Consider the following 12,325-nt stretch of genomic DNA (forward strand, 5'->3'; position numbering starts at 1 on the left):
GAATGGATTAGAGGCACGAATGCTTAAAGTAAACCAAACAACGAAACGATGGTCCCTTCGTAAGGGAATCCATCGTTTCGTTTTTTTGTCCAGATCAAGAAAAGGTCAGACAGAAAGGAACGGACAAGGACGTTCGCTTTTCAATGAAACTAAAAAAGATGACCGCTTCCTCCATTTAATCGGAAGCGGTCATCTTTCATCTTCTGGCGAAACAATGCGAACGCATCAACCAGATTGTTTGATTTTTTCTTGATACCGGTCATACCAAATTTCGAATTCATCCGCTGGAATCGGGCGTGAATAATAGAACCCTTGCCCATACTCACAATCAAGTTTTCGTAAATTCTCCCCTTGTTCCGCTTGTTCGATCCCTTCGGCGACGACGTCATACTTTAATGTATGCGCGAGTCGAATAATCGTTTCAATTAACGGGGCGTTCGAACAGGCATCCGCCCCACTGATAAAGGACCGGTCAATCTTCAAGCGTTGGATCGGCAAGCGGCTGAGATAGGACAACGATGAATAGCCTGTTCCAAAATCATCAATCGCTAACCGGTAGCCGATGCCGTGTAATGTCTGTAACGCATCAAAGACACGTGTATCCGAAAACACACCAAATGATTCTGTAATCTCGAGCTCCATTCGTTGTTCAATCCCGGGATAGCGGTTTCTGACTTCCGTCAGAAATTCAACGATCCGACCGGAGACAAGTTCCTTAACGGACAAGTTGGCCGAGACTCGCAAAGATTCAAGCGGTGTTCCTTCCCATCGTCTGACTTGCTGGACGGATTCTTGGACGACCCACATGCCGATCTCTTCAATCAGCATCGAGCGTTCGGCAATCGGAATGAAGACGGCTGGACTGATCATCCCCCGCTCCGGATGGAACCACCGCAACAAGGCTTCACAGCCATCCACTTCTTTCGTCTGTAAGTTGACTTGCGGCTGATAAAATAACTGCAGCTCGTTTCGGGCAATCGCTTCCCGCAACTCCGACTCCAGTACCACCGATTCCCGGTACTCCTCACTCATCCACGACTCGAACCATACCGGTTCACCCGCTTGTTCCCGCTTTGCATGTTGCATCGCGATATCGACCGATGACAGCAAGGACGTCACCGCGACGGCATCATCCGGATAACGGACCATGCTCATGCTGATGCTGACGTCGATTTTTTCCCCCTCGATGTGGTAGGGACGTTCGATGATTGTTTTGAGGTCACGGTAGTCAACGATCTCTTGCTGAAAGATCAAGACCGCAAACTCATCTCCTCCGATGCGGGCTGCGGCGCCCGTTCCGATGAAGTGACGACGCAACCGGTTCGAAACTTCTTTTAAAATCTGATCACCGGCACTATGACCATAAATATCATTGATTCGTCTAAATTGGCGCACACCGATCGTGACGAGCTCACCCGGTTGTGGTGCAGCGAGTGCTTCTTCCATCTTTTGTTCAAATCCATTTCGGTTCAACAATCCGGTCAAGACATCATACAGAGCCAGTTGCGTGATCCGTTCTTCCCGTTTGAACTGGTCTGTTTCGTCATGACACGTCAAGTAAAGGGCGGTACCGCCGTCACTTTTCGTCGGAACATGAATGATGTTGACGAACATATTGCGAATGTCCTGCTTAAAAATCATCTGGCAACGAATCGTCTGACTGTATCCCTCAACCGCCCGATTCAGCGCACGGCGGAAGCGATTGAGATCTGCCGGATGAATCAATTCTTCGATCGTCAGCAGTTCAGACGTTTGAGCCAGCTGTTGAAAGCGGTCATTCCCGCTCAACAGCTCAAACTCTGCGGACAACGCAATGATCGGATCCGTATTTTGCGAAAACAAGGACTCAATTTCTGCTTTTTTCTGTTTGATTTCGACGGTTTTTTTATCGTTATAATCCAGTAACCCGGAGATGATGGTCGTCATCGTCCGAAAGGCTTGCACGACGGGACGAAAATCATTGCGGTCCGGCACTTGATAATGTGACTGACGGGGACCGTCGGCAAAAAAGACAGCCTCCTCTTGGAGGATATGTAAATCTTTTCGAAAAGCACGTAACAACGATAACGTCAATAAGAGCAATGTCAAAATGACAAGGCACGTCACGCTGAACATGATCCAGGCATTGCGGATCAAGGTATTCCCTTTCTCCGTCATTTCGGACTGGACACGTTGGATCCCTTCATCAAACAAACGGTACATACTCGTTTGATACCGTCCTGATATCTTATCAATCGTTCCGTACTGCGGATTGTCCGGTTGGCTGAGTGTCGCGTCGAGCATCCGTAAGTAGGCATACATTTGATTGCTCATCACCGAGATATCCCGTCTGCGTCCAGTATCTTCCGGTTGCATCGTTGCATACAACGATTGAATTAACGTGTTGTTTCGTAAATTGACATCTTGCCGGATTTGACGCATCCGCAACAGTTCGATCGAATCCAACTGGCTGTCTTGATCCGTACTTAAAAGAAACTGTCCCGCCCGTCCGAATTCCTCTTCCATCAAAATCAGATTAGAGAATAAAGAATAATAAGTTCCGGTTTCTCCACTTAACGAAAGCTGATTAAACAAAATCTCGCTTTTGTACAGGGTGGCTGCTGAAAAAAATTGATGATCCGATTCAGGACCGTCCGTTTGAATCTGATTAATTTCTGCAAGAAGATCTTTTTGAGCTGCATCCGCCGTCTGGGTCGCCTTGATTTGCTGCTTGAGCGTCGTTAATCCATCCTCAAGTGGTTTGCTTGTTTCAGTGTCTCGATTTGAATCATTACCGTCACTTAACGTCTGATAATAACCACTCGTCAAATCCCGTTCAACTTGATTCAATTGATCAAAATTGTTCATCATCTCACTTGAGCGCTTAAACTGATACCCCTCTTCCAGATTTTTCATAAGTTGTTGCGTCGCGATTAATAACGCTAATAACCCAATGATTGAAATCATCCATGAGAACGTTTTGTAGTAGGAGCGTTTTCGGAATGCTTCTACGATGGAGACTGGTGATAAACGTCGCAACACATCGTCCTCCCTAATTGTCATTATGCTTCTATATCGTCTTGCAAGAACGATTCGTGAAGTCAAAATGGGTCAATAAAAAGCACTCATCCTCACATTTCGCGAAAATAAGTGCTTTTAATACTAGATTTTAATATTCGACGTTTTCGCGGGCGACTTTTTTCGCAAAATAATCGATGATATCACGCCGGCGGATGATTCCGATGAAGTGTCTGCCGTCATCAATCACCGGGACGAAATTCTGATCAGTGATGACTTCAATCATCTCTTCCATCTGTGCGGTAATCGAAACCGGCTTATACCGGACACGTTGTTTGATGTCCGTCAAACGTGTCTGCAAGACATGGTCATAATCCGCATGTTCCAGATTTTTTTCCAGCGCCCACAAGACATCCCCTTCCGTCAGGGTTCCTGCATATTTTCCTTTATCGTCAACGAGTGGGACCGATGTGAAACGATGATGTTTCATCTTTTCCAGTGCTTGTCTGACCGTTGACTCCGGATCTAAGTATTTGACTTCGTCTTTTGGTAATAAGAAAAAAGCGATATTCATTTCTGGTTCCTCCCTAGCCACTCTGTGACACCTCTTCTATTTTATCATGAACTCTGGTTACGTTCAGTTCCCAAATCATGAAAATCTCCCCACAATTCCTTCATATTTAGTACTACCCTTCCGATAATCAGAATAGACAGATTTTAAAGACTATTTCAAAAGATAGGAGAATTACATATGCGCCTCCCGATTACACGTCGGCTCTTTATTGGACTTATTTTACTACCCGCTCTTACTTTAGGCGTCTCGACCTGGTTTTCGTATGATCAGACGAGTCAGACGGTCGAACGTCTCGTCGACTCGACGTCGCAGACGGCCTTAAAACAACTGGAACAATCATTTTCCCGTATCATCGATGACACGAAAAAAGATACGACCTTACTCGCAGGTCTTCCCTTCAACCGTGCCGATGGGCAATTACCCAACTACATAAAACCAAGTGACGCACCCACATCGACCGAACTGCCTTCCCAAAAAGCAAAAGACATCTACAGCATCCTTGAAAAATACGGTTCGTCAAAAATTGAGAACTCCTTTGTTCAATATGCGGACGTTGACGGTGGTTATCTGAACTGGCCGAAACAAGACGCGGCATCGGGTTATGATCCCCGCAAGGAAATCTGGTACACACAAGCACTCGAAAATTCAAGCACCGTCGCCATGAGCGAACCGTATTACGACGAAGCGACCAAATTATCGGTCATCGGTTTCTCCAAAGCGACGCTGGACGATCAAGCCAACATCAAAGGTGTATTATCCGTTTATAAAAGTGTTGATCGGCTGTCCGAAGACATGAAACGAATCGAGATCGGTCAGGACGGTTTCGTATTCAGTTACACGAAGGACGGCAAAATCGTCACCCACCCGAATAAAAATTACTTCTTCAAAAAAGTGGATCAACTGCGTGAAAACGGCAATGCCTACTTTGAAGCACCTAAACAAATGATCAGCCAAGAATCCGGTTCTGCCATCATGGACGTCAACGGCAAAAAATCCGTCGTCATCTGGCAACTGTCTTCCAAGACCGGCTTTAAATTAGCCGTTGTTCTCGACTACGCTTCGTTATATGCACCAAAGGATGCGATGCTCACCCAGTCCTTGATTAATTTCGTCATTGCGATTGCATTGGCAACGCTGATCGCCTGGTTGATCGGTCGGTCGATTAACCGTCCATTATCTGGTCTTCGCAGCGAAGCACTGGCCATTGCGAACGGTGACTTACGAACGACAGTCCGTCCAAAACGTCTGATTCGTGATGAATTATCCGACCTCGGCGAAAACTTTGATGCGATGCGTCATAAGTTGCGTCAAACGATTACGGCGATGACACAATCTGCCGGAACCGTCCGCGATGCTTCGCAGGAGTTATCGTCGAATGCGACTCACGTTCAAAATGCATCCGTTCAAATCGGACAAACGATGGAAGAAATCGCAGCTGCCGGCGAGACACAAACCAAACAGGCGGAACGTTCTTCTCATGCTGTCTACGGCGTTAAAGAACGATCCATCGCGATGCAGGCCGCGGCTTCCGAAACACTACTCGAGGTCGCTACGGTCGCAGATGCTGCGACACGCGGCAGTTCATTGACGAAGCAAACCATCACGGACTTGTTGCAGCATTCCGATTCACTGGAACAAGAAATTCAAAATACCTCCGACTTCCTCGGGAAACGATCGGATGAAATCGGGAAGATCCTCGGAACCTTACAGGCCATTTCGAGTCAGACGAATCTGCTGGCATTAAATGCCGCAATCGAAGCTGCCCGTGTCGGTGAACAAGGACGTGGTTTTGCCGTCGTCGCAAGTGAAGTCCGGAAACTTGCGGAAGAAAGTGATCAATCAGCCAAACAAATCAAACAGTTGCTCGATAACATCCAGCATGAAACCCAAACGGCAATGGGTGCAATGAATGGTGTCATGGACGACTTAAAACAGTCCCTTGAATCCGTCAAGACGACGGGAGTCGATTTTGAACAGATTGCCGGTTCTGTCCAACACGTCTCGAAACGGACGGAGTCGTTGACGGGCGATATCCGTGCCTTGACGACAGCGACGGAAGACGTGTCGGACGCCATGGGAACGATCCTCGCGTTGACGGAGGAGAACGCAGCCGGAATCGAGACGAGTGCCGCGAGCATTCAGGAAACGAATGCCACAATTGAAGCCGTCACGACGGCGGCATCCCATTTGGCACAGATCGCAACGGAACTCCACTCCTTGACGATTGACTTCCAATTGGATGAGACGACCGTTCCAGATGACAGCACACCACGCACAGAATCGCTTGAACCGGACGCGCTGACTTATGAAGAAGCAGCCGCCGCATCACTCGATGAGGACGTATCCTCCGCAACTGATTTTTCTGAAGACGACTTGACGGTGCAGCAGGAAACGCGCGCCGACGAAGATCAACCCGATCGTTAATTGATTTCAAACGAACAGACATCGACCTCTCCGATTCTCGGGTAGTTGATGTCTGTTTTCATTTCTGTTTAATCTTTAACGATTCATTCTTGCTATACAATCGACAAGACACGACGTAAACTGGAAGCAACACGTTTCTAGAGAAAGGAGGGATTGAAGTGCCGACCTTGCACCAGGAGGATTTAATCCAAACCGCAGAAAATCTGTACGGAACGACTGGTTTTTTCGTGTCGTATCAATCGTCGTCAGGAGACACTTTACCGATTCGCCCTGCTGCGCCGGTCCATCCGAGCCAGCTTGCCATTGAACAGGAATGGCCGACGCCGGATACGACGCCGTTGTTGTATACGTTAAAGGACGGAACGGCTTATCTGTTCATTCCTGTACTCGATCAAGGACAATACCGAATCGGTCCTGTTTTACTGCAGTCCGCGCTGTTTCGCGCACATATTCAGGACGAGACCTTCCATCAATTTTATAAATCATTGACGCGGACGACCGAAAATCGGTTGATTGATTGCGCTCACTTGGTTTACCGGTTGTTGACCGGTCAACAGTTGGTCGCGCGTGATATCCGGACGGAATCCGAAAGCGATGATCCGGAAATTCCGTTAGTCGCTGATGTCCCGCCCCATACGGCGACAACCGCCTACATTAAAGCCTGGGAGCGGGAACAACAAATCATCGAATGGATTGCTTCCGGACAAAGTGAACGCTTGGCGACGACCTATTCCCTGCCCGCCTACGGAGAATTCGGTTCACTGGCCCGTCATCAGCCGTTACGCGCCGAAAAAAACCTGTTGCTCGGTACCGTGTTGTTAAGTGCCCGCGCCGCCATCACAGGTGGGCTTGAGCCGGATGAAGCTTTCATGCTCAGTGACCGGATGATTGAGTCGATCGAAGCTGCAACAAGTATTTCCGAACTGAGAAATCGTCATGTCCGGATCACCGTCAGTTTTGCGGAAGCGGTTAAACAGATTCAAGAACTCCGCCATTCGCCGCACGTTTTAGCCGCCATCCGCTACATCCAGCAACATCTGTATGATCCCTTGTCCGTCTCATCGATCAGCCAAGCGATTCACGTCTCATCAAACTACTTGTCTGTCCTCTTTAAAGAAGAGACCGGCCTTCCGCTCGCCCGTTATGTGATTCGCGAACGGATTCGGGAAGCCAAACGGTTGCTCCGCTCGACGGATGATTCGTTACTGACCATCTCCAATAAGCTGCATTTTTCGAGTCAAAGCCACTTCAGCCAAGCCTTTAAACAGACGACGGGCGAGACGCCGACTCACTACAGGCAACATCATTTTTAAGTTTAGTTTTTAGAAGGAGCCTCACATGACACAGTTACTTACGACGATTCGCCGAAAAAAAATTCATAAAGGATTACTGCTCTACCGTCTGTTCCAAAAACTGCCGGTCCAAAAAAATCTGGTGTTGTTCGAAAGTTTTTTAGGACGCGGCTACTCTGACAATCCGAAAGCACTGTATCAAATGCTCAAGACGCAACGTCCGGAACTGACGCTCGTCTGGATTTTTGCGAAGGAGCCGACCGCTGATGTCAAAGCGGTCTGTCCGAACTGGGTTTTACGGAACAGTCCGAAATATTATTACTACATGGCACGCGCACAGTACTGGATCTTCAACACCCGTCAGCCGCTCAGCTTAAAGAAACGGCGGGCGACGACGTATCTCCAGACGTGGCACGGGACACCTTTGAAACGACTCGGTCTTGATATGGAGGAAGTCCATATGGCAGGAACGACGACCGAACAATACAAAAAGAATTTTTATCAGCAGGCACAGGAGTGGGACTATCTACTTTCACCAAACACCTACTCAAGCGAAATCTTCAAACGTGCTTTCGGTTTCAGCGGCACATTACTGGAAAGCGGCTATCCGCGAAATGATCTCTTATACGCTCCTGACCGGAATCAACAGGCAGAGACGATCAAGCGGAAATTGGACGTACCACCGAACAAAAAAGTCATTTTATATGCACCGACCTGGCGCGATGACGAGTTCGTGACAAAAGGTCAATACCGGTTTAACCTTCAACTTGATTTACAACAGATGCAGGAACGTCTCGGTCAAGACTATATCGTGTTGTTGCGGATGCATTATCTGATTGCTGAACATTTGGATCTCGATGCGTATGCCGGTTTTGCGTATGACGTCTCGTCATACGGCGACATCGCCGAGCTTTATCTGATCAGCGATCTTCTGATCACTGATTACTCCTCCGTATTCTTTGATTTTGCGCATTTGAATCGACCGATGCTGTTCTTTACGTATGATTTGGAGAAATACGCGTCCGTCTTACGCGGATTCTACTTTGATTTTGAAGCGGTTGTGCCCGGCCCTTTGTTAAAAGAAAGTAATCAGGTCATCGACTATATCAAAGACATTGAAACACAATCCAAGCAGTACGCGGACAAATATAAAGTATTTCAAGAGCAATTCTGCGGCTTAGATGACGGGAAGGCGAGTCAGCGGGTGATCGATACTTTGTTTACAGCACGAAAAAAATGAAGTAATCGCTCACGGTAGGATGATTCTCAGGGGAGACGTCTCTTTCCGCGGGCGAAAGGTGAGCCTCCGCGACGCATCCACGTCTTACGGGGTCTCACCTATTTCACTTTTCCCGCAGGAGTCCGCGTCTCCCCTTCTACTCCTGCCTTGTTTTTTCGGTTTAAGCAACAAAAAAACCTGAATGATGCTTCTTCTTCTCTATAGAAAAAGAAAATCATTCAGGTTTTTTTACACCATTTCAATTATAAATCGACTGAATTCATCTTTTCGGTCGCCGTCGAAGTGGTTTATTCGGCACCAATTCTTCAAATTCAGGATGAACATAAGCAGGGCTTTTTCTCTCCCAACCTGTTCCTAGCGATTCTATTGCTTCTTCCCAACTATGGATTACAGATGACTTAGTCTGAAGAAGGGCGTTCAGATTATCTTCATCTTCTTCATCAAAAAATGCGGCTTCGTTCGTTTCTTTTACGAACACCCATTGTCCGTCCGGTTGTTTCTGTCCCATCAAGGTGACACGTCCACCTTCAAATCGTAATATAAGTATTTCTTCCCATACTGTTTCCACGTTTTCTCCTCCTGTCTCAATCTTTACGAAATTTCGTTTGATGCAACTCGACAAGTTCTTCAAATCGAACATTTCGATCTGCTACCTTTTGAGGAGACGGATGATAGTAGTCTGTTGTTCCTTGCTTTTCTTTTCCGAAGAAAGGAACACCTGATTCTTGGACACGTTTCATCCACTCTTGTTTTGCTTGTTCGAGATAAAGCCATGATCTCCGGTTTTCGACACCCCAGCCGAGAAGCAACCAGGGATGCATCTTTAATTCTTCAACAGAAGCAAACGACTCACTTGAATCATAGATTCCAAGTCGGGATAATTCTTCGAAGTGTCGAATGGATTCCACATTGTTACCATGGCGAAGCTGAAATAAATTATACAAATGGAAACGCCCTGATAAAGGTTTTTGGTCAGTATGAATACGTTCAACGATACGTATCAGCTGTTTCATCGTTGGGTCATTGGCGTGAATAGGTCCGGTCGCTTGCCCAGTCGTATGGAGTACTTTATCCAACTGTTTCGTTAACTTCGCAGATCCGGGATTCAACAACAGACAGGCACCGAGTGAATTTGTTCCTTCGCCCCATTGCAGGTAGGTCTCATGCCGATGGATACGGTCACCGATTTTCATAAAGGTACCAAATGCTTGAACGTTCTGATGATTCATACTTGAACAGACTCCCCTTCAAAATGGAATAAATAAAGGTTTTTTTACATTTTATCACATTTTTAAAATAAAATGTTTTTTGGGATTCTGACTCAATACTTGAAGATTTACGGACAACTAAAAACTCCTTTTGCTGTAACGGGGTTACCGTTTAACAAAAGGAGTTTGAGATAAATTATTCTTAGTTTTCTTCACGAACGAACAATGCAACACTCTCGACGTGCGTCGTGTGCGGGAACATATCAACTGGTGTGACTTCCATCAGCTTGTAGCCAAGCTCAGCAAGCAACTTCGCATCACGCGCTTGCGTCGAAGCGTTACATGAGACGTAGACGATCCGTTGTGGTGCAACTTCAGCCGCAGCACGCAAGAATTCTTCGTCACAGCCTTTACGTGGTGGGTCGACGACGATGACGTTCGGCTTGATGCCGCCTTTAACAAGTGCCGGCATGACCGTTTCTGCAGTTCCGTATTCAAACGATACGTTGTCGATGCCGTTTGCTTTTGCGTTCCGGCGTGCATCGTCAATCGCTTGTGGAACCATCTCGATGCCGTAGACGTGTTTCGCCTGTTGGGCCAGTGATAACGAAATCGAACCGATACCGCAGTAGGCATCAACGACGATTTCATTGCCTGTCAATTGTGCGTACTCGAGTGCTTTTCCGTACAGTTTTTCCGTCTGTAACGGATTGACCTGGAAGAACGAGTGCGGTGAAATTTCATATGTCAATCCGGCGATTTGATCGCGGATGACGGCTGGTCCGTGCAGGACGATGTTACGTTTTCCTAAGATGACGTTTGTCTCATCCGGATTGATGTTGTGCTGGATCGATGTGACGTTCGGAACGGCCTTTAAGATGCCTTCGACGATTTTATCCACACCGCGCAATTGTTTGACCTTCGTTACAAGAACGATCATCAATTCGTTTGTATGGTATCCGTGGCGTGCCATGATGTGACGGATGACACCGCTGTTTTTCTTTTCGTCGTAAGCTGGAACCTTCAAGTCGGCCAATACTTTACGAACCGCTTGAATTGCTTCATCATTTTCTTTGTTTTGGATCAAGCAGTAATCCATGTCGATGATGCGGTGACTGCGTTTTTGATAAAAACCAGCCATCAGTTTGTTCGATTGGAAGGCAACCGGGACTTGTGCCTTGTTGCGGTAACCCCATGGGTCTTCCATGCCGATTGTTTCATGGACCGGAATTTCAAGACCGGCAAGACGGGCAAACGCGTCACGGACACGGTTGTGTTTGAATTTCAGTTCGGCTTCATACGAAAGGTGTTGCAGTTGGCAACCGCCGCACTGGTTATAGACCGGGCAAGGTGGTTCAACGCGATCGACACTCTTCGTTTTTTGACGGATGATCCGTCCGAAACCGTACGATTTCGTCGTTTTCGTGATTTTCACTTTCACTTGCTCTGTCGGCAATGCACCGGGAATAAAGACCGTGTAGCCGTCAATCCGGGCGACACCAGAACCGTCGTGCGTCAAATCGACGATCTCGACGACGTGCTCATCATTTTTTTGTACTGGAATCATCTTGTTTCCTCCTAAAAACCCTGCGCTTTACGCGAGGTTTGTTTCTTCTTCTTCAGCTCGTAACTGTACATTGATCGTTTCCATCTCATCGATCCGGAATTTCGGCGTCATGACGTCGAAATGCGACCGAAGATTCGTCATCTCGCCTTCACAGATTCCGCCGAATTCACCATCGATGTTCAAGCTCATTTCGGATGTATTTTTCATCCGGACGAATGACGTCGTCACGTGTTCGACACATGGATCAGAGAAATGATCGCCTTTTAAAGCCAAACGCATCACGCGAATCAACTCGACAAGATTACATTTTTTCAAAATGAATAAATCAAACCGTCCATCATTGAGGGAGGCATTGGGCGAGAGCTTCTCGAACCCGCCTACGGAATTGGTGTTCGATGTCAAAAAGAGCATGACTTCACCTTTAAAGATCCCGCGTTCATGCTCAAGCTCAACGTACGTCGGACGGATTTGCGGAAGTTTTTCCATTCCCTTGACGTAGTACGCCAACTGTCCAAGTGCTGTCTTCAGCTTTGACGGGACTTCGTAGGACAATTCCGTCATGATGCCACCACCTGCGATGTTGATGAAGTAATGGGTTCCGGTCGATCCTTCGATCTTACCAATATCAACCGGCATCGTATAACCGGTACAAATGACATCCATCGCCCCTTCAATCGTCAATGGAATCCGCATCGCCCGACCAAAATCATTGGTCGTCCCGACCGGCAAGACACCTAACTTCGGACGAACCGGGTAAGACGCCATCCCGCTGATTACTTCGTTTAACGTACCATCTCCACCTGCAGCAACGACAAGGTCAAATTCGGCTTCACAGGCCCGTGCTGCTTCGTATGTCGCGTCACCGACCGCTTTCGTCGAATAGACGGAAGTCTCATAACCCGCTGCTTCCAGCCGGTCCAAGATATACGGCAGATTTCGCTTTACCATCTCTTTCCCGGAAGTCGGGTTATAAATCACTCGCGCTCTAGGTCTCATAAGATTTTCTCCTTTTTTACTCAACCG

At 47.3% G+C, this 12,325-nt stretch carries 9 protein-coding genes; 3 read left to right on the top strand and 6 right to left on the bottom strand.

The window, feature by feature from the left end:
• Positions 1-225: 225 nt before the first annotated feature.
• Together KNP87_RS12825 and KNP87_RS12830 are read right to left on the bottom strand one after the other, a co-directional pair.
• Entirely contained in the window at positions 226-3,021 is a 2,796-nt protein-coding gene (locus KNP87_RS12825; RefSeq protein ID WP_214721913.1) for a putative bifunctional diguanylate cyclase/phosphodiesterase, read from the bottom strand.
• A gap of 127 nt (positions 3,022-3,148) precedes the next feature.
• Complete coding sequence (locus KNP87_RS12830) at positions 3,149-3,571, bottom strand: CBS domain-containing protein (protein WP_026832078.1); 423 nt, start codon at positions 3,569-3,571, stop codon at positions 3,149-3,151.
• A 177-nt stretch (positions 3,572-3,748) separates the two neighbouring features.
• Here KNP87_RS12830 and KNP87_RS12835 point away from each other — a divergent pair, with 177 nt between their 5' ends.
• The 3 genes from KNP87_RS12835 to KNP87_RS12845 all read left to right on the top strand — a co-directional run bounded on the left by KNP87_RS12835 (position 3,749) and on the right by KNP87_RS12845 (position 8,527).
• Positions 3,749-5,995, top strand: coding sequence for a methyl-accepting chemotaxis protein (locus KNP87_RS12835; RefSeq protein ID WP_251135604.1), 2,247 nt, complete (start codon positions 3,749-3,751; stop codon positions 5,993-5,995).
• 158 nt (positions 5,996-6,153) lie between these two features.
• Positions 6,154-7,308, top strand: coding sequence for a helix-turn-helix domain-containing protein (locus KNP87_RS12840; RefSeq protein ID WP_214721914.1), 1,155 nt, complete (start codon positions 6,154-6,156; stop codon positions 7,306-7,308).
• A gap of 25 nt (positions 7,309-7,333) precedes the next feature.
• Positions 7,334-8,527: a CDP-glycerol glycerophosphotransferase family protein gene (locus KNP87_RS12845; protein ID WP_214721915.1), complete on the top strand. Its 1,194-nt coding sequence runs from the start codon at positions 7,334-7,336 to the stop codon at positions 8,525-8,527.
• 259 nt (positions 8,528-8,786) lie between these two features.
• On the opposite strand, the gene KNP87_RS12850 is transcribed toward KNP87_RS12845, so the two are convergent.
• The 4 genes from KNP87_RS12850 to KNP87_RS12865 form a co-directional block, all read right to left on the bottom strand.
• Positions 8,787-9,095, bottom strand: coding sequence for a hypothetical protein (locus KNP87_RS12850; protein ID WP_214721916.1), 309 nt, complete (start codon positions 9,093-9,095; stop codon positions 8,787-8,789).
• A 16-nt stretch (positions 9,096-9,111) separates the two neighbouring features.
• Complete coding sequence (locus KNP87_RS12855) at positions 9,112-9,756, bottom strand: hypothetical protein (RefSeq protein WP_214721917.1); 645 nt, start codon at positions 9,754-9,756, stop codon at positions 9,112-9,114.
• Between the two features lie 181 nt (positions 9,757-9,937).
• On the bottom strand, positions 9,938-11,302 hold the full coding sequence (gene rlmD / locus KNP87_RS12860) for a 23S rRNA (uracil(1939)-C(5))-methyltransferase RlmD (RefSeq protein WP_214721918.1): 1,365 nt from the start codon (positions 11,300-11,302) through the stop codon (positions 9,938-9,940).
• 27 nt (positions 11,303-11,329) lie between these two features.
• Positions 11,330-12,298, bottom strand: a complete 969-nt coding sequence (locus KNP87_RS12865; protein ID WP_026832073.1) for a diacylglycerol kinase — start codon at positions 12,296-12,298, stop codon at positions 11,330-11,332.
• Positions 12,299-12,325: the final 27 nt, after the last annotated feature.

This window comes from Exiguobacterium sp. s192 (assembly GCF_018618795.1).
GTDB classification, from domain to species: Bacteria; Bacillota; Bacilli; order Exiguobacteriales; family Exiguobacteriaceae; genus Exiguobacterium_A; species Exiguobacterium_A undae.

What these genes read in the sequence shown, in the direction of transcription:
- KNP87_RS12855 (WP_214721917.1), bottom strand. Translation starts at nt 9,756, where the DNA reads ATGAATCATCAGAACGTTCAAGCATTTGGTACCTTTATGAAAATCGGT.
- KNP87_RS12865 (WP_026832073.1), bottom strand. Translation starts at nt 12,298, where the DNA reads ATGAGACCTAGAGCGCGAGTGATTTATAACCCGACTTCCGGGAAAGAG.
- KNP87_RS12845 (WP_214721915.1), top strand. Translation starts at nt 7,334, where the DNA reads ATGACACAGTTACTTACGACGATTCGCCGAAAAAAAATTCATAAAGGA.
- KNP87_RS12830 (WP_026832078.1), bottom strand. Translation starts at nt 3,571, where the DNA reads ATGAATATCGCTTTTTTCTTATTACCAAAAGACGAAGTCAAATACTTA.
- KNP87_RS12835 (WP_251135604.1), top strand. Translation starts at nt 3,749, where the DNA reads ATGCGCCTCCCGATTACACGTCGGCTCTTTATTGGACTTATTTTACTA.
- rlmD (WP_214721918.1), bottom strand. Translation starts at nt 11,302, where the DNA reads ATGATTCCAGTACAAAAAAATGATGAGCACGTCGTCGAGATCGTCGAT.